General features: G+C 61.1%; 8 protein-coding genes and 1 riboswitch. Of the genes, 5 read left to right on the top strand and 3 right to left on the bottom strand.

The genetic code is table 11. The annotated features are described in order from the left end of the window. Window positions 1-15: 15 nt before the first annotated feature. The 3 genes from CWE01_RS22930 to CWE01_RS22920 form a co-directional block, all read right to left on the bottom strand. The gene (locus CWE01_RS22930) at window positions 16-528 is read right to left on the bottom strand and encodes an HPP family protein (RefSeq protein ID WP_100942831.1); all 513 of its coding nucleotides are present in this window, start codon (window positions 526-528) and stop codon (window positions 16-18) included. Continuing rightward, complete coding sequence (locus tag CWE01_RS22925; RefSeq protein WP_100942830.1) at window positions 525-1,724, bottom strand: NAD-dependent formate dehydrogenase; 1,200 nt, start codon at window positions 1,722-1,724, stop codon at window positions 525-527. The genes CWE01_RS22930 and CWE01_RS22925 overlap by 4 nt, the downstream gene beginning before the upstream one ends. A 142-nt stretch (window positions 1,725-1,866) precedes the next feature. Next, the gene (locus CWE01_RS22920; protein WP_100942829.1) at window positions 1,867-2,778 is read right to left on the bottom strand and encodes a LysR family transcriptional regulator; all 912 of its coding nucleotides are present in this window, start codon (window positions 2,776-2,778) and stop codon (window positions 1,867-1,869) included. A gap of 246 nt (window positions 2,779-3,024) precedes the next feature. Here CWE01_RS22920 and metE point away from each other — a divergent pair, with 246 nt between their 5' ends. The 5 genes from metE to CWE01_RS22895 all read left to right on the top strand — a co-directional run bounded on the left by metE (window position 3,025) and on the right by CWE01_RS22895 (window position 19,741). Continuing rightward, window positions 3,025-5,313, top strand: coding sequence for a 5-methyltetrahydropteroyltriglutamate--homocysteine S-methyltransferase (gene metE / locus CWE01_RS22915; protein WP_100942828.1), 2,289 nt, complete (start codon window positions 3,025-3,027; stop codon window positions 5,311-5,313). A 97-nt stretch (window positions 5,314-5,410) separates the two neighbouring features. Then, window positions 5,411-5,544, top strand: a riboswitch (cobalamin riboswitch). Between the two features lie 33 nt (window positions 5,545-5,577). Then, window positions 5,578-5,790, top strand: a complete 213-nt coding sequence (locus tag CWE01_RS22910; protein WP_100942827.1) for a CbtB domain-containing protein — start codon at window positions 5,578-5,580, stop codon at window positions 5,788-5,790. Between the two features lie 15 nt (window positions 5,791-5,805). After that, complete coding sequence (locus CWE01_RS22905) at window positions 5,806-6,537, top strand: CbtA family protein (RefSeq protein WP_100942826.1); 732 nt, start codon at window positions 5,806-5,808, stop codon at window positions 6,535-6,537. Window positions 6,538-6,760: 223 nt separating this feature from the next. Further along, complete coding sequence (locus tag CWE01_RS22900) at window positions 6,761-8,473, top strand: ShlB/FhaC/HecB family hemolysin secretion/activation protein (RefSeq protein ID WP_100942825.1); 1,713 nt, start codon at window positions 6,761-6,763, stop codon at window positions 8,471-8,473. 36 nt (window positions 8,474-8,509) lie between these two features. Then, window positions 8,510-19,741 (top strand): hemagglutinin repeat-containing protein, encoded by an 11,232-nt coding sequence (locus CWE01_RS22895; protein ID WP_100942824.1) that lies wholly within the window; start codon window positions 8,510-8,512, stop codon window positions 19,739-19,741. Window positions 19,742-19,764 lie beyond the last annotated feature (23 nt).

Genomic DNA, 19,764 nt, shown 5'->3' with positions numbered 1-19,764 from the left:
GGCTTATTGTAGAGCCTAAACCCGGGCACCCAGGTATTGCTGCAACCAGCGAATGCCTTTCCAGTACAGCCAGGCCGTCAGCATCAGCCAGCAGGCCCCGCCCAACGTCGGCAGCAGCAGGAATGACCAGCCGGGTTGCGTCATGAAGACGATGACCGGATTGCCCCCCGCTGGAGGGTGAACGGTACGCGTCACCACCATCAACACCGTCGCCAGGGCACCGGCGAAGGCCATGGGCAGCAGGCCCGGACCGAAGACCTGCAAACACGTCAGGGCCACCAGCGAGGTCAGAAAATGTCCGCCGATCACGTTGCGGACCTGGGAAAAGGGTCCTTCCGGATAGGCGAACAGCAGGACGCCGCTGGCACCGAAGGAGCCGATCAGCAGGGGTTGCCCGCTGCTGGCGGTGATAGCGCCGAGCCCTGCCAGTCCGATAAAAGCCCCGAGCCCGATCCACAGCAGGGAAAGGGCCCGCAGGCGCCGAATGGGGCCAGGTTTCTGGCCCGCTTCTGTCGAGGTCGACGTCATTTCCTGAAGCGTTCTGCTTCTTCGGAACCCTTGGTGGCGTTGCCCGCGCTGTACGAGTGCGCACCGACGCCAGCCAACTCGCCGCCCTGGACGATCAGGTACTCGTCGCGAATCGGGCGGTTCTCGAAATAACATTCGAGAATTTCCCGTGTGCCGGCGGCATAACGGGTCTGGGCCGACAGGCTGGTGCCGGAGATATGCGGGGTCATGCCGTGGTGGGGCATGGTGCGCCAAGGGTGATCTTCGGGGGCCGGTTGCGGGAACCAGACGTCACCGGCGTAACCGGCCAACTGACCGCTTTCCAGCGCCGCCGCGATGGCATCCCGATCACAGAGCTTGCCGCGAGCGGTGTTGATCAGATAGGCGCCGCGCTTGAAGTGCTTCAGCGACTCGGCGTTGATCATGTGCTCGGTTTCAGGGTGCAGCGGGCAGTTGAGAGTGACCACGTCACAGGCTTTGGCCAGGCTTTCCAGGGTCGAGTGGTAAGTCAGGTTCAGCTCTTTTTCCACGGCCTCGGGCAGGCGATGGCGATCCATGTAGTGCAGGTGCATGTCGAACGGCTTGAGCAGGCGCAGGACGCGTAAACCGATACGGCCGGCGGCGACCGTGCCCACGTGCATGCCTTCGACATCGTAGGAGCGGGCGACGCAATCGGCGATGTTCCAGCCGCCCTTGAGCACCCATTGGTGCGAAGGCAGGTAGTTACGCACCAGCGCCAGTACGCTCATCACCACGTGTTCGGCGACGCTGTTGCTGTTGCAGTAAGTCACTTCGGCCACGGTGATCCCGCGGTCCATGGCGCCTTGCAGGTCGGTGTGATCGGAGCCGATACCGGCGGTGACGATCATCTTCAGCTTCGGTGCCTTGTCCATCCGTTCGGCGGTCATGTAGGCCGGCCAGAACGGTTGCGAAATCACGATTTCGGCATCGTGCAGTTCGCGGTCGAGGACGCTGTCGGCGCCGTCCTTGCTGGACGTGACCACGAGGGTGTGGCCATTGGACTCGAGGTATTGACGCAGTCCCAGTTCGCCGGAAACGCTGCCGAGCAGTGTGCCCGGTTCAAAGTCGATGGCTTTCGGGGTGGGCAGGGTTTGACCGTCAGGGTAGCGCTCGAGAGTGGGCAGGCCGTCTCGGGCATAAGTCTCGGGTTGTCCGGTGATGGGGTCGTCGTAGAGCACGCATACAATCTTCGCCATGGGGGACCTTCCTCTTATTGGAATAGGTCAGCACGGATCACCGCGCTGGTTCGAGCAGTTCGTGCTGCTCGATCGGCATAGTCCGGCAGGGGAGGCGGCCCTGGCTAATCGCTTGGACTGATCTATAGATCAGCGTGGGTTATCAGCCGTGCAGGAAGGCGTCGACGCGGGTTTGCAGGTCCAGGGTGCTGAAGATCGCCAGGGCCGATGCCAGCAGCAATGGCTGCGGATCGCGCTGCAGCATCACCAGGCCGATTTCCCGTTGCAGTTGCGGGACGATCGGAATGGCGGTGATTTCCTGGCGCATTTCAATCAGCGACAAGGCGCTGTGGGGGACGACGCTGCACAGCCCGGAACAGCGGACATGGGCATACAGGACCATCATCGAATCGGTTTCCACCCGGGGTGAAACCTCGACACCGGCTTCGGCAAACGCCGCGTCGATGCCCTGGCGGCATTGCATGTTCGCGGTGAGCAGGCACAACGGCAGGCGCGCGACGTCACTCCAGGACAGTTCGCTGGCACCTTGCAGGTCGCTGTCATCGCGGGTGATCAGAACATAACGCTCCTTGAACAGTGGCAGGGTCTGGAATTCGCGCAGGCGCCCGTCGCAGAGATAGGTCATGCCCAGGTCCAGTTCGAAGTTGGAGATTTTTTGCAGCATCTGCGAGTTGGCCAGGGTGTAGACCTCATGGCGCATGTCCGGATAGGGCCGCAGGCAGAAGTCGGTAAGCAGGGGCACCATCGACAGGGTGGTGGGAATGGCACCGAACCTCAGGATGCCGCTGGGGTTGAGTTCCCCGGTGCCGACTTCCTGGCGCATCGAGCCGCAATCGGAAAGGATCCGCCGTGCCCAGACCAGCACCCGTTCGCCATCCGCGGTAAAGCCTTCGAAGCGGCGGCTGCGCTGCACCACCGAGACCCCCAGTTCCTGTTCGAGACTGCGGATTGCGCCGGAAAGCGCCGGTTGCGAGACATTGCATTTTTCCGCCGCGCGCCCGAAGTGTCGCTCCTGGGCCAGTGTCACGAGGTAGGTCAGTTGACGAAGGAGCATGGGCCGTTCGCGCTCGCTGGTGGGAAGGCTCGACGATGAGCTGCACGCTAAAGCTACGCAATTAGGCGCTATGTAGTAAAGGATATAGCGTGTGGCGAGCTTCTCGGGTTTACCTGGATCTGAAGGGGGTTCACTTGGATTATGATCATGAGTAGAATTTGTGATCATCTGGATTAAAATGAGTTTGTCTCAGTATGTCCTGAGTGTCGACAATGGCTCCCATCAAACACATTGGAGTTTTTTGTCATGGCACTGGCCCATACCCTAGGATTTCCGCGCATTGGCCGCGACCGCGAACTGAAGAAAGCACAGGAGGCTTTCTGGAAGGGTGAGCTGAACGAAGCGGGCCTGCGTGCCGTGGGCAGCGAGCTGCGCAAGGCGCACTGGGACCTGCAGCAGAAAGCCGGCATCGAGCTGCTGCCGGTCGGCGACTTCGCCTGGTACGACCAGGTTCTGACCCACTCGCTGATGTTCGGTGTGATCCCGGAGCGTTTCCGTCCGCACGACGGCAAGACCTCCCTGCAAACCCTGTTCGGCATGGCCCGTGGCGTCAGCGATAGCTGCTGCGGCGGTGCGCACGCACAGGAAATGACCAAGTGGTTTGATACCAACTACCACTACCTGGTGCCGGAATTCAGCGCCGACCAGCAGTTCCAGCTCGGCTGGGACCAGTTGTTCGAAGAAGTCGAGGAAGCGCGCGCCCTGGGTCACAACGTCAAGCCGGTGGTGATCGGTCCGTTGACCTACCTGTGGCTGGGCAAGGCCAAAGGCGGCGATTTCGACAAGCTCGATCTGCTCGACCGCCTGCTGCCGCTGTACGGTCAGATCTTCCAGCGTCTGGCTGCCCAGGGCGTTGAGTGGGTACAGATCGACGAGCCGATCCTGGTCCTGGACCTGCCGCAGGAATGGAAAAACGCTTTCGAGCGCGCCTACAACCTGATCCAGCGCGATCCACTGAAGAAGCTGGTGGCCACCTACTTCGGCGGCCTGGAAGAGAACCTCGGCCTGGCGGCCAACCTGCCGGTCGACGGTCTGCACATCGACCTGGTTCGTGCTCCTGAGCAATATCCGACCATCCTCGATCGCCTGCCTGCTTACAAGGTGCTGTCGCTGGGGCTGGTCAACGGCCGTAACGTCTGGGGTTGCGACCTGGAAAAAGCCCTGGCGGTCTTGCAACACGCCAATGAGCGCCTGGGCGATCGCCTATGGGTCGCACCTTCCTGCTCGTTGCTGCACAGCCCGGTCGACCTGGGGCGTGAAGACAAGCTGGACGCCGAACTCAAGAGCTGGCTGGCCTTTGCCGTGCAGAAGTGTGAAGAGGTCGCGATCCTGGCCCGTGCCATCAACGAACCAGAAGCGGCTCCAGTCCTGGAAGCGCTGGCCAGGAGCCGTGCGGTTCAAGCCAGCCGTGCCGCCTCGCCGCGCATCCACAAACCGGCTGTGCAGGCCCGCGTTGCTGCGATTACCGCCAAGGACAGCCAGCGCCACTCGTTGTTCGCCACCCGTATCGAGAAGCAGCGTGCCGGCCTGAATCTGCCGCTGTTCCCGACCACGACCATCGGTTCGTTCCCGCAAACGGCGGCCATCCGCCTGGCGCGCCAGTCGTTCAAGCAGGGCAAGTTGAGCGAAGCCGAATACACCGAAGCGATGCAGAGCGAGATTCGCCATGCGGTCGAGTTCCAGGAGCGCCTGGGCCTGGACGTGTTGGTGCACGGTGAAGCCGAGCGTAACGACATGGTCGAGTACTTCGCCGAGCAACTCGACGGTTATGTCTTCAGCCGCTTTGGCTGGGTCCAGAGCTACGGTTCCCGTTGTGTAAAACCGGCGGTGATCTTCGGCGACCTGAGCCGTCCGAAAGCCATGACCGTGGAGTGGATCCGCTACGCCCAGGGCCTCACCGACAAAGTGATGAAGGGCATGCTGACCGGTCCCGTGACCATGCTGATGTGGTCCTTCCCCCGTGAAGACGTGACCCGTGAAGTGCAGGCCCGTCAACTGGCCCTGGCCATTCGTGACGAAGTGGTGGACCTGGAGGCCGCCGGCATCAAGGTCGTGCAGATCGACGAAGCGGCGTTCCGCGAAGGTCTGCCGCTGCGCCGGGCGCAATGGCAGCATTACCTGGACTGGGCCACCGAGGTCTTCCGTCTGTGCGCTTGCGGTGTGCGTGACGAAACCCAGATCCACACCCACATGTGCTACAGCGAGTTCAACGATGTGATCGAGTCCATTGCGGCAATGGATGCCGACGTCATCACCATTGAAACCTCGCGTTCGGACATGGAACTGCTGGAGGCGTTCGAAGCCTTTGCTTACCCGAATGAAATCGGGCCGGGGGTCTACGACATCCACTCGCCACGGGTTCCGGATGCTTCGGAAATGGCCAACCTGCTGCGCAAGGCCGCCCAGCGTATTCCCGCCGAGCGTCTGTGGGTCAACCCGGATTGCGGTCTGAAAACCCGCGGCTGGCCGGAAACCGAGGCTGCCCTGGTGCATATGGTCAGCGCCGCCCGCCAACTGCGTGCAGAACTGGCGTAATGCGCTAAGCCCTGTGCCTGAAGTACCCGCCGGAGTCTGTCCGCGTGCTCCGGCTTTTTTATGGCTGCTGTCAGCCTGAGTGCGTACACTGCCGGGGTTCTATCGCTTTTTCACTAGAGCGTTTTACAACTCGTTCAGAAACAGGAAGCCGGTTGAAATCCGGCGCGGTCGCGCCACTGTATTCGTCTGTTTATCAGCCGTAAGCCAGACCCTGTTTCTTCAATCCGTAATCCGTACTGGGACGCGTCTTCCCTGGAGGTTCATATGGCTTATAGCGCTGTTACGCAGACCGATGTTTCCCTGCCCACCATTCCGTTGGGCGAAATTCTTCCCTGGGCCATTTTTGGCGGCCTGCTGTTGATGCTGGCGATTTATTTCGTCGGTGCGGAGCAGGGTGCGACGGCCTTGTTCAAGGGTATGTATGTCCACGAATTCGTGCACGACGGACGCCACCTGCTTGGTTTCCCCTGCCACTGATTCAAGGAACATGACATGACCGGTCAATTATTGATTCGCGGCATGCTGGTGGGCTTGCTCGCCGGCATTCTCGCCTTTGGCTTTGCCAAGGTGTTTGGTGAGCCGCAAATCGACAAGGCGATTGCCTTCGAAGAACACATGGCGCACATGCACGGTGATGCTCCGGAAGAAGAGGAGCTGGTGAGCCGCGAGGTGCAGAGCACTTTCGGTTTGTTCACGGGGGTTGTGGTGTACAGCGTTTCGCTGGGTGGGATTTTCGCCCTGGTGTTTGCCTACTCCCTCGGGCGTGTCGGCAAGATCGGGCCGCGTGGCCTGGCCGCGCTGTTGGCCTTGGCGGCCTTTGTCACGCTGATCCTGGTGCCAGGTCTGAAATACCCGCCCAATCCACCGTCGATTGGCGATCCGGAAACCATCGCGCAGCGCACCAAGCTGTTCTTCCTGATGCTGCTGGTGTCGGTGATTGCCGCGGTGATTGCGATCAACGCCGCGCGTAAACTGATCCCGGCCATCGGTACCTGGGGCGGCTCGATCCTGGCGGTGGCGCTGTACATTGTGATCATGGCGGTTGCCGGTTCCCTGTTCCCGGTCATCAATGAAGTGCCGCAAGCTTTCTCGGCGGTCCTGTTGTGGAAGTTCCGCGTGGCCTCCCTGGGCATCCAGCTGGTGCTCTGGACCACCGTAGGCCTGACGTTTGGCTGGTTGGCCGAGCGCAAGCTGAATCTGCCCGGGTTCTCCACCCGCGCCTGAAGTTGAAGAGCGGTGCCGTGCAAACGGCACTGCTTGAACCCTGTCATCCCTCTGTTCCGCCCCTTTCAGAGCCTTGCCAGCCACTGCGCGAGCGGCTTTTGATTGCCTGGAATCAATTGTGTCGAAAATGAAATAAGTTGCAACAATTCGTTGACGTCATGGTTTTGCCTGTCTAGCATCGCGACATTATTTTGATATCAAGTTCTGCTTCGAGGGATCGAACATGTCTCAACTCGTCTTCGGGACGAGGCTGTGTCTTGCGTTGTTGTGCATTTGTGCCCTGAATACCGCTCACGCTGCCCCCCTTACACCCGGTGATACGGACCTGATCCGTGATCGCCAGGACCGCCTGCTCGAAGAGCAGCGTCGCCGTCTCGAAGAACTCAAGGAACTGCCCGGTAAAGCGGCGGCTCCCGTAGCGCCAACGGCCCCGGCCGATACCCGCTGTTTCCCGATCAAGAGCGTTGACCTGCAAGGTGCCGACTCCCTGTCCGCGGGCGAGCGCGAACGCCTGCTCAAGCCTTACATTGGCCAATGCCTGGGCGTGCCGCAGCTCAATGAGCTGCTCAAGGTCATCACCGATCGCTACATCGAAAAAGGCCTGGTCACCAGTCGCGCCTATCTGCCACAGCAGGACCTGTCCACGGGCAACCTGAAGGTGCTGGTGGTCGAGGGCAAACTCGAAGGCTTGACGGGCGCTGATGGCAGCGGCCTGTCCGATCGCGAACTGGCGATGAGTTTTCCGGGCAAGCAGGGCGAGTTGCTCAACCTGCGCGAGATCGAGCAGATGGTCGATCAACTGAACCGCCTGCCATCGAACCAGGCACAGATGGAACTGGCGCCGGGCAAGGCAGTCGGTGGCAGCGAGGTGCTGGTCAAGAACACTCCGCAGAAGCCTTGGCGCGCCGGGCTGTCGCGCAGCAACGACGGACAGAAAACCACCGGTGAGCAGCAGGTTGGGGCGACCTTCGATTGGGACAGTCCGTTGGGGCTGGCCGATCAGTTTTCCCTGCGCGGTGGTCATGACATCGTCAGTGACCAGGAAAAGAATTCGCGCAACGCCATGCTCTATTACAACCTGCCATTCGGCTGGTGGAACCTGAGCTACACCTACAGCGAAAGCGATTACCGCTCCCAGCAGCAGGCCAGCGGTTTCAACTTCGAGTCGACCGGCGACAGCCAGAACCACCAGGTGAAGCTGGAGCGGGTGATCTACCGCGACGCCGTGAGCAAGACCTCGCTCAACACCGGCGTGACCTACCTGCGCACCAACAACTATATCGAGAAGAGCAAGCTGGCCGACAGCAGCAACCGCCTGAGCGAAGCGCAGTTCGGCATCACCCACGGCCGACGAATCGGCAGCGCCTTCGTCAACCTGGACCTGGGGATGCAGGACGGCATCAGTGCTTTCGATGCCCAGGACAATGTGGCGAATTTCAGGCAGGGCCTGCCCGACGCCCGTTATCGCAAATACACCGCCACGCTCAGCTACCTGCAACCGTTCAAACTGTGGGGCGAGTCGTTCAGTTTCAGCAGCCTGATGACCGGCCAGCGCACCAATGATGTGTTGTTCAGCTCGCAGCGCATGAGCCTGGGCGGGCAGTCCTCCATTCGTGGTTATAAAGATCAGACGCTGTCGGGCGACAGCGGCGGCTACTGGCGCAATGATCTGCGCTGGAGCCGGCCGGTGACCTGGGGCTGGTTGCAGCCCGTGCTCTCCGAGTACGGCACCAGCCTTGGTTATGACCAGGGCGTGATTCGTAACGGCCGCTACAGCGCCGAACAGCATGGGCGCATGACCAGCGACTCGATTGAGCTGTTTGCCCGGGGCAAGTATCTCGCCGCGACCGTGACCTTTGCGCATTCGCTGGAGCGACCGGATCCGATTACCGAGCGCGAAGCGCCGATCTATTTCCGGATGGACTTCTTCCTTTAATTCAACTTACCGCACTCGTTGCATTGAGAGATCGACATGGACGTTCGTCAGTTTGCCTTCCTCGCGGGTCAGCCTTCTGCTGCCCTGAAAAACCGTGAGCATTGCCTGGGGCTACCCAAGCGTGGCTTGGCAATTATTCTGGCGAACGCGATGTTCTGGCAGCCGTTGCTGGTGCAGGCGGATGGGATTGCTGTCAGCGGGGGCGGCACGACGTTGGGTCAGGCGGGTAATGGCGTTCCCATCGTCAATATCGCCGCGCCGAATGCCCAGGGGCTGTCCCACAACCAGTTCACCGATTACAACGTCGGGGCCAACGGGGTCATCCTCAACAACGCCACGGCGCGGACCCAGTCGACGCAACTGGGCGGGATCATTCTCGGTAACCAGAACCTCAATGGCACGGCGGCCAATATCATCCTCAACGAGGTGAACGGCGCGAGCCCGAGCCAGTTGCGCGGTTATACCGAAGTGGCGGGGCAGTCGGCCCATGTGATCGTGGCCAACCCGTATGGGATCAGTTGCAACGGTTGCGGCTTTATCAACACGCCGCAGGCGACGTTGACCACGGGCAAGCCGGTGATTACCAACGGTCAGCTCACGGGGTATCAGGTTGATCGGGGCAGCGTGTCCATCGACGGTGCAGGCCTGAACGCCAGCAATATCGACCAGTTCGAAATCATCACCCGCTCGGCCAAGCTCAATGCCGAGATCAATGCGAAGAAGCTGGCAATTATTGCCGGTGCCAACGATGTGGATGCCAAGACACTCAAGGCCACGGCTCGTGCGGCGAATCCTGCCGATGCGCCGCAACTGGCGATTGACTCGTCGGCGTTGGGCGGTATGTATGCCGGTGCTATCCGGTTGGTCGGTACTGAAGCCGGTGTCGGGGTAAAACTCGACGGCAAGATGGTCGCCAGCGGTGGCGATATCCAACTCGATGCCAATGGTCATCTGAGCATGGTCGAGACCGGGGCGAGCGGGGCGATCAATGTCAACGCCGCCAGCCTTGAAGCCAAAGGTCCGATGTACGCCGGTACGACCCTGGATGTGAAAACCCAGGGCGATCTGACCAGCCAGAACAATCTGGTGGCCAAGGACCGCATCACGCTGAACAGCGGGGGGCAACTGACCAACAACGGCATTATCGAAGCCGGGGTCAATGCCGACAAAACCCGTAATGCGCTCGCTGATGTCAGCATCACTGCGCAGAACGTGACCAACAACGGCCAGAGCATCATCGCCAGCCGTGACTTGAGTGTCACGGCCACGCAAACCCTGAGCAACCAAGGCGGCACCCTGAGTGGCCAGCGGAAAACCACGGTTGTGGCTTCCACACTGGATAACCAGAACCAGGGCCGGGTCATCAGCGCCGACACCCTGAATCTGACCGCGGACACCGCGCTCAACGCCCAGGGCGGCTTGATCAAAGGCCAGAATGCCTTGATCGCCACCCTCGGTCATCTGAACAACAACGCCGGTGAAGTCTCCAGCCAAGGCAACACCACGTTGATCCTCGGCTCCATGGACAACCTCACCGGCCTGGTCATGGCCAATAACGTCCTGGACATTACCGCCAGCGGTGCAGTGAACAACCAGAACGGTCGCCTGGGTTCGAACAATAGCTTCACCTTCAAGGGCCAGTCGCTCGACAACACCCAGAAGGGCCGCATTACCGCGCAGCAAAGCCTTGATCTGACCGCCACTCACCTCGATAACACCGGCGGCTCGGTCATCACCAATGGCCCGCTGAACCTGACCGCCGACACCGTGGACAACGCCACGGGCCGTATCTCCAGCCAGGGCGACCTGACTGCCAACGTCTCCACCTTCAATCAGCAGGATGGCGCGCTGGTCACTGACGGTAACCTGACCCTGACCGGTAGCACCCTGGACAACCGCAACGCGGCGCTGATCTCCGCTAAAAAGCTGCTGACCCTGAACGTCGGCAATATCGACAATCGTGCCGGTGAAATCTCCAGCGTGCAGGCGGTCAACCTCAACGGTCAGTCCCTGAATAACAGCGAAGGCGGCAAGGTCCTTTCCGAAACCGCGTTGGGCCTCAAGGTCGCGCAAGTGATCAACCAGAGCCTGGGCCAGTTGGTCAGCCAGGGCAGCACCACGCTGATCGGCAGCAGCCTGGATAACAGCGGCGGTAAACTGAGCGCCCAGTCGGGCCTGGTGATCACCCTCGACGGCGCGCTGACCAACCAGCTCTCCGGCTTGATCAGCAGCGAAGGCACCCTGACGGCTCATGCCGCCAGCCTGGATAACTCGGGCGGCAGTTTCTCCAGTGCCGGCCAATTGAGCCTCACCAGCGATGGTGCATTGATCAACCAGGGTGGTCGACTGGTGACTGACGGCGGTATCGACCTGCACAGCGCCAGTCTCGACAACCGTCAGAAGGGCACGATCAGCGGCCAGGGCCCGGTGTCGATCACTACTGGTGCCTTCGACAATAGCCACAGCGGTTTCCTCAGCAGCGGCAATCGCCTTGATCTGACCACCGCCCAACTGACCAACCAGGACGGTGGCCGTATCGGCGCCAAGGACCTGACCGCCAGCGTCACCGGTCTGGACCAGCAAGGCGGTTCGCTGAAAGGCGATGCGTCGCTGACCCTGGACCTCAATCACGGTCAACTGAACAACCAGGGCGGCCTGATCAACGCGCCGTTGCTGGCGTTGAACAACCTCAAGGGCGTGAACAACCAGGGCGGCGAAATCTCCAGCGCCCAGGCCTTTACCCTCGCCGCCGCTAGCCTGAACAACGACAGCGGCAAGTTGTTGAGCAACCAGGCCCTGACCCTGCGTATCGACCAGGCCCTGAGTAATATCAAGGGCATGATCGCGGCGGCTTCGGTTGATGCGCATGCCGGTAGCCTCGACAACAGCGGCGGCACCCTGACCAGTCGTACCGACCTGGGCCTGACCGTCGACGGTCAGTTGACCAACCAGAACCTGGGCCTGATCAACGCCACCAATAACCTGACCCTCAACAGCGCCGGCCTCAACAACCAGGGCGGCAGCCTGCTGGGCAGCGCCATTGCTCTCGATTTTGGTGCGGCAACGGGTGATCTGAACAACGCTGCTGGCCATATCACCACCGCCGGCAACCTGACCCTCAACCACCTGCGCGACCTGAACAACCAGGGCGGCACACTGACCAGCGAACAAAGCCTCAACCTGAGCGGGCGCGCCCTGGATAACAGTAACGGCGGCAAGCTGATCAGCAACAACCAGTTGACCCTGACCGCTGACAATCTGATCAACCAGAACGCAGGTCTGCTATCGGGTTGGCAGGGTGTGGCGATCAACGCCGGTTCGCTCGATAACCGCAACAGCGGCACGGTTTCCAGCCGCAGTGGCAATGTCGATGTGACCCTCAGCGGTGCGTTGCTCAACAACAACGCGGGCGCACTGGCCAGCCAGCAGGCCTTGACCATCAAGGCGGGCAGTCTCGATAACAGCGCCGGGACCCTCTCCAGCGCGGGCGCTCAAAGCCTGACTGTCACCGGCCTGTTGAACAACGCCCAAGGTGGTTTGATCGACGCCGGCACGCTGCTGACGCTGAACGCCATGGCCCTGAGCAACAGCGGCACGGTCCAGGCGCAACAGGCGCTGACCTTCGCCGGTACTGATCTCGACAACAGCAACGGCACCCTGAGTGGCGGTGCCGGCGTCACCCTCGACCTGCTCGGCACACTGACCAACACCCACGGCAAACTCTCCGGTGTCGGTCCGTTGCTGGTACAACGCAGCAACCAGATCAACAACCAGGGCGGCGAACTCTACAGCCAGGGTCTGATGACCTTGCTCACCGGCGGCCTGGACAGCAGCAATGGCGGCCTTGTCAGTGCCAATGACAAGCTGCTGATCACCTCGACCGGCGCGGTACAGAACGGCAATGGCGGCTTGATCGCCAGCCGCAATGGCGACCTGCAACTGAGCGCCGCCAGCCTCGGCAACGGTAAAGGCTCGCTGCAAGGGAAGGGCGCGGTCAGCCTCGACGTCAGCGGTGATATCGACAACCAGAGCGGCAAGGTGATTGCCCAGGATGGCACCCTGCTGGTCAAGGCCGCCAACCTCGACAACCGTGGCGGCGTGCTTTCCAGTGTCAGAAATTCGCTGGAAACCCGCGTCGTCGGTGTGCTGAAAAACGGTTATGACCTGAACAACAATCGCCAGGCTGGCAGCATCCAGGGCCAGAGCCTGAACCTCAACGCACTCGGCGGTTTCGACAACGATGGTGGCCGTATCGCCGCTCGCGCCGGCGATGTGATGCTGAACACCGGCAATATCGACAACCGTAACGGCGGCCTTTATGCCAGCGGCCAGGTCACGGTCAATAGCGGTAACTTCGATAACAGTGGCGACCTGGGCGGCCAGATCGCCGGCAGCCAGATCAACCTGAACCTCGCGGGTGCCCTGAACAACCGCAAAGGCATCATTGAAAGCGACAACGCCCTTTCGATCACCGCCGCGAGCCTGGATAACCAGACCGGCCAGTTGCATGCACTGGGCAGCAGCGGCAAGACCCTGTTCCAGATCGGTGGGCTGTTCGACAACCGCAGCGGTAATCTGGAAATCGCCAGCAACGATCTGACCCTGGGGGCCGGCAGCTTCCTGAATCAGGGCGGCAGCCTGTTGCACATCGGTACAGGCACCTTTGATATCGCCACCGCCAACGTCCTCAACGCCGGCGGCAGCCTCGTGACCCGCGGCGGTCTGACCCTCACCGCCGACAATTGGACCAACAGCAGCGTGATCCAGGCCGGGCGCCTGACTCTGAATATCGGCACCCTCAATCAGCTCGCCGGCGCCCAGTTGCTGGCGTCCACCAGCCTGACAGGCAGTGGCGGCAACTGGAACAACGATGGTCTGATCGCCAGTGACGGCAGCGTCAACCTGGGCCTGGGTGGCAGCTATACCGGCAATGGTCGGCTGAGCAGCCTGGGCACCTTGGGCTTGAGCGCGGCGCAACTGAGCCTGGGTGGTAGCGGCAGCATCGCCGGGGGGGGCAATACCACGATCAATGTCGGTGGTGTGCTGAACAACTATGGTCGCCTGACTTCAGCGGCGAACATGAGCGTCAACGCCGGTGGCATCAACAACTACGGGACCTTGGGCAGCGCGCAGATCCTGACCGCGACCACCGGGGCATTGCTCAACGATCACGGGCTGATCTTCAGTGGCAGCGATATGGGCCTGCGTGTCGATTCGTTGAACAACAGCTACGGCACTATCTACAGCCTGGGCAACCTGGCCATAGACCGCGACGGTCTGGGTGGTTTGGCCAGCAGCATCGTCAACAGCTCCGGCTCGCTGCAGAGCGACGGCAGCATGAGCCTGGCGGCGAGCACGATCCAGAACGTGCGCGCGGTGCTGACCACCAACAATCAGGGCATCTACACCGCCTCGATCAATGAAGTCCAATGTATCGAAGGCTATAACGCCGGTGACTGCAGCGGTAAGCAGAACCACGTCTGGCAGATCATCCAGCGTGACAAGTTCGAAGTGACACAAGCCAGTGCGGCCTCGAGCATCACCGCCGGCGCCAATCTGAATGTTCAAGGTGGGGATCTGCTCAACAAGAGCAGCACCATCGCCGCCGGCGGCAGCTTCGTCGCCCGGGTCAACAACCTGATCAACAGCGGCCTGGAAACAGGGGAGACCGAAACGTCACGCACCTTCATGTCTGAGCGGACCAAGGACGCGGGGGGCTGGTACAACGCGGCCAGCGCCTTTAACAATCAATATTCGGTTCAAGGTGCAGGCTACAACCCCAATAACCTGGGCGGCCTCGAGGGCGCAATGAGTGCCTTTATCGGCATGACCGAGACCGAGCTGGGGCAGTTCCGCACCGTCCGTAAACTGGCCGCCAGTGATCAGAGCTACGCCGCGGTGATCCAGGCCGGCGGTGCGGTCTATGTCCAGGCGCAAAACGGCATCGACAACAGTGTCGTGCGCCCGGGCTACACCTATGTCGGCGCCGGCCCGCGTACCGACACCCAGTCCTCGGGGAGCAACTTCTCCACGCGGATCACCGTCAACTCGCAACTGCCGCCGAACCTGGCGCAGCAGCAGGTCAACCCGATCACCTTGCCCGGCTTCAGCCTGCCGACCGGCCAGAATGGCCTGTTCCATCTGAGCGGGGAGGGCAGCGGTGCACCGACTGTCACTGCGCCGCAGAGCTGGACCCTGGGTGGCGCCAGCATTGGCGCGGCGCAGCGCCAGCCGACACCGGGTGACCTTGCCACACCAAGCGGCCTGGCCGCTGGCACAGCAGACAGCGCCCAGGGTAGCCAGACCACCAGCATTACCCGGGTGCAGGGTTTGCCCGACACTTCGGGTCGGTCCAATCCGCAGAAGTACCTGATTGAAACCAATCCGGTGCTGACCGACCTCAAGCAGTTCATGAGCTCGGACTACCTGCTGTCCAACCTGGGCTACGACCCGGACGCCAGCGCCAAGCGCCTGGGTGACGGTTTCTACGAGCAGAAGCTGATCCAGCAGGCCGTGGTCGCCCGTACGGGGCAACGTTTCATCGATGGTCAGACCTCCGATGACAGCATGTTCAAGTACCTGATGAACAACGCCATTGCCAGCAAGCAGGCACTCAATCTGCAACTGGGTGTGAGCCTGACTTCCGAGCAGGTTGCGGCGCTGACCCACGATATCGTCTGGATGGAAAACGCGACGGTGAACGGCGAGCAGGTGTTGGTGCCAGTGCTGTACCTGGCCAATGCCAATAACCGCCTGGCCGCCAACGGTGCGCTGATCCAGGGCAGTGATGTGACCCTGATTGCCGGTAAGGACTTGAACAACGCCGGGACCTTGCGGGCCAGTAACAATCTGTTGGCCGCGGCGGGCAACGACCAGGTCAACAGCGGGCTGCTCGAGGCCGGTCAGCGCCTTGATGCGCTGGCGAACAACAACCTGACCAACAAGGCCGGTGGGATTATCGCCGGACGGGATGTCAGCCTGGCCGCCCTCAACGGCGATGTGACCAACGAACGCACCATCACCACACACGAGAGCGGCACCGGTTACAAGACCGAGCAACGCGGGTTTGCCGACAATGCCGCGCGGATCGAAGCGGCCAACAACCTCACCGTCAGCGCCGGGCGCGATATCAACAACACCGGCGGTGTGTTGCAGAGTGCAACGGACACAGCCCTCAGGGCGGGACGCGACGTCAATATCACCTCTGCCCAGCAGTTGAACAGCAATACCCTGGGCGATCATCATAATGATCAGACCATTACCCAGAACGGTTCCACTGTCGCCGCCGGCCGTGATCTGTTGGTCAGCGCCGGGCGTGACTTGAGCGTTGTGGCCAGCCAGATCGACGCCAAGCGTGATGTTGCGCTTTCCGCGGTGGACAACCTGACCCTGTCTTCGGCGGCGGATGAGCAGCACTCCTATGGCCATACCAAGAAAGTCACCAGCCAGGAAGATCACACCCAACAGGTGTCCTCGAGTGTGACTGGCGGTGGCAATGTCTTGCTGACGGCCGGCAAGGACCTGGGGCTGGTGGCGAGCACGGTGACCGCCGGCAACGAGGCGTATCTGAACGCCGGGGCCAACCTGACGTTGCAAACCGCGACCAATGACGACTACAGCTTCTACACCAAGACCAAGAAAAACTCCTCGGGCAGCAAGAGCCGCCTGGATGAAACGTCGAGCAGCACCAATATCGCCAGTGCTGTCACCAGTGGCAGCCACACCTCGCTGGTGGCGGGCAACGATATTGTGGTCAAAGGCAGCGCGGTGACGACTGAAAAAGGCGGCACCCAGTTGAGCGCTGGCAACGACGTGCAGATTCTGGCCGTTACCGATTCCGAGAGTGCGCGTCATGAAAGCAGCAAAAGTAAAAGCAGCTGGGGTGGCTTGAAGTCGAGCAAGGTCAAGGACAAGGTGGCTGAAACCCAGACCACGGCAGTCGGCAGCCTTGTCGCCGGTGACACCGTGGACGTGGTCGCCAAGCGGGATGCAACGATCACGGGCTCGGGCCTGGCCAGCGCCGGCGACCTGACCGTACAGGCGGGGCGCGACCTGACAATCAATGCCGCGGAAAACACCTTTAGCCGAAATGAAATGCACAAGGAAAAAGGTCACGACCTGACCGGTATTCTGACAGCCAACAAGCTGGGTATCGATGACATCACCGGTAACCAGCACCTGAACATGAGCAGCTCCAGCCATAACGGCCAGGCGACTCAAACCACCCTGACCGGCAGCACCATCGGTTCGAGCCAGGGCAATGTCAACCTGGTCGCGGGGCGCAATCTGGGCGTTGTCGCCAGTGAGTTGGTCAGCACCCGGAACATGAACCTGACCGGGTCCAATGTGACCATTGCGGCCGGGATGGAAAGTGCCAGTCAGAACAGCACCGACAAATCCTCCAGCCTGGGCGTCGGTCGGGTGTTGGGCGGCACTGTGATCGGTACGCTGGATACCATTTATAACCTGCGTGAGACCGTCAAGACGACCAAGGCGATTGACGATCCGCGGCTCAGGGCGGTGAAAGAGGCGCAACTGGCGATGTCGCTCGGCGGGATCGATCCGGTGGACATGGCCTCGGACGTCAAGGGCGCGGCTTCCAACTATCTGCAAGGGAAAGGCAGTTCGGGCTCGCTGATCAAGATCGGTACCGAGCTGGCAAGCACTCATAGTAAAAAAACCGAGGAAGCAGAGAGCCAGACGGCCAAACAAAGCAAGGTCACCGCCGGTGGGGGGCTGGCGATTGTCGCCACGGGCAACGCAGCGGGGACAGCAGGTGATATCCATGTGATTGGCAGCCAGCTCAAAGGCGCCAGTACGGTGTTGGATGCGAAGAACAATATCCTTCTCGAAAGTGCCCAGAACACGACGGATAAATCCAGTAATAGCAGCAACAGCAAAACTGCCATTGGTGCCAGCTTCAACCTCGGCGAGCAGAACGGTTTCACCCTCGACCTGGGGGCGCAGATCAGCAAGGGCATGGGCGATGGCCATTCGGTGACCCAGGTCAACAGCACCCTGGACACCGGTTCCCTGGTGCTGCACAGCGGCAAGGACACCACGCTGGCGGGCGCCCAGGTCAAGGCGGATAGCATCAACGCGGTCATCGGCGGCAACCTCGACATTGTTTCGCGCCAGGACACCGAGAGCGAAAAGAGCAAGCAGGGCAGCGCCGGCTTCGGTGCCAGTATCTGCATCCCACCGTTCTGCTATGGCTCGACGGTCACCGCTTCGGCCAACCTGTCCGCGGGTAATACGAACAGTGACTACAAGGCAGTGACCGATCAGAGTGGCCTGTTTGCGGGCAAGGGCGGCTACAACATCAACGTGGGCCAGACCACCACCCTGCAGGGGGCGGTGATCGCCAGCGAGGCGAGTGCCGACAAGAACCAACTCAGCACTGATCGGCTGGTGGTCAGCGATATCAAGAACAAGAGCGAGGCGAGCAGTCAATCGGCGGGTATCTCTCTCTCTTACGGTAAGGACGGCCTGGGCTTTGGCGGCAGTATGCCGTTGGCGCTCAGTGAGTCGGGCGAGAGCAAAACCCGTAGTGCGGTGAGCGAAGGTACGATCATCGTGCGGAATGCCGAAGGGGCCAATGACCTGGTCGGTCTCAATCGCGATACGGCCAATGCCAATCCGAAGCTGGACAAGCCGGACGTGGGTGCCTTGAAGACGCGCATGGATCTGATTCAGAGCTCGATAGCGCTGACCCAGAGTGTCGTGGGGCTGGTGTCTTCCGCTGAGAAGAAGGATGCGGAAGCGAAAGTGAAAGCCGCCAAGGACTCCGGGAACGTCAAGGACTTGAGAGACGCTGAGCTCAATCTCAAGGCCGTCAACGATAGTTGGGCTGCCGGTGGAGACAAGAAGATATTCGTCGATATCGCCAGCGGCCTGATTGGTGCGTCCATGGGCGGCGCCGGCGCGGCAACGACCCTGGGTATTGTCGCCAATACCACGGCGGCCGATACGTACAAGCGCATTGGTGACTACGCCAACCAACAGCTTGCAGACGCCAAGGACCCGGCTACCAAAGCGGCCTGGGAAGAGGGCGGCTCTGCTCGGGTGCTCATGCACACCCTGGCGGCAGCAGTCCAGGGACTTTCGGGTAACACCGTGGGCGCCAATGCACTGGGCGCCGGCGCGGCGGGACTGACGGCACCGCTGGTAGCGGAAAAGGTCGCGCAGATGGACCTGCCCCTGGACGTGAAGAAATCCCTGATCTTGGGTGCTTCCGGATTGGCGGCCGCGGGTGTTGGTGGGATTACCGGCGCTCAGTCCGGGATGGAAGAGGTCAAGAACAACTACCTCAAGCATGAGGACATTGAGCTGTTGTCCAAGCAGTTGGCGGTGTGTGCGGCGGATAACACGGCTTGCCGCATGCGTGTGCAACTCGAGGCCAAAAAATTGAGCGACGCCAATGATGCTGAACTCCTGGCGTGCACGGACCAGAAATGCCTGGACAAGCACATTGCGCAGATCGTCGACGGGGCCAAGAGCTTCGGCGATTTGTACGCGGCCGACAAGGCGGTCAACTCGAAGGATAAAGACACCTTCGGCGCAATCAGCGATATCGAAACCAACAGCCTGCTGGTCGCGGCCAACATGGCGGCCGGGCTGCCGGGCTTCAAGGTATGGGCTTCGAATAACTGTGAATCGATGGGGATGTCGGCCTGTCAGCTCAAGTTTGCCGACGTGGTGAAAAGCGGTACGTTCATCAATAGCAAAGGTCAGGTGGGCGGTGAAATTCCCAAGGGCTTCGAAACGTGGGAAGCCGTGGCGGGCAGCACCAAGCAGCCTCATGAATACAGTGATATCTCGTCGGGATGCATGGTGACCTTGGGTGGCTGCGGTACCCTGGAAAATGAATACGAGGCGCTGAAACGCAACGCTGGCCCTGGTGGCGATGGGACGACGGCGGTCAAAAGCGGAGGCGTGAGTGAGTTGTATCTGATGAAGCTCAAGCTCGGGTATGTGGCTCACCTGACGGACGACAGCAGCAAGAGTGTGATCAACATTACCTTGCCGGGCATGCACGCCCTGGATCCCGGTTTTGTCGTGCGCTCCGTGGTGCCTACTACCTCGGGTGGCTTCAATATCGAAACCCACGGTTGGGGCACCGGCAGCAGTCCGCTCTTCAACGTCAATGACTGGGGCGCCGGTGGGGTCTGGGGCGGCAATAGCGCCTGGATTGCCGGGCAGGAGTTGTTAAAGAACAGCCCGGTCTTCAACTGGGGCACCGATAGCAAACAAGGCGGGACCAATTGAGGCCCAACGGCGAACTCCGATTG

Origin of the sequence: Pseudomonas sp. QS1027 (genome assembly GCF_002814235.1) — a bacterium.
In the GTDB taxonomy this organism is placed as follows: Bacteria; Pseudomonadota; Gammaproteobacteria; order Pseudomonadales; family Pseudomonadaceae; genus Aquipseudomonas.
The sequence above is the reverse complement of the archived record's forward strand: the minus strand, read 5'-3'. Positions and strand labels throughout refer to the sequence as shown.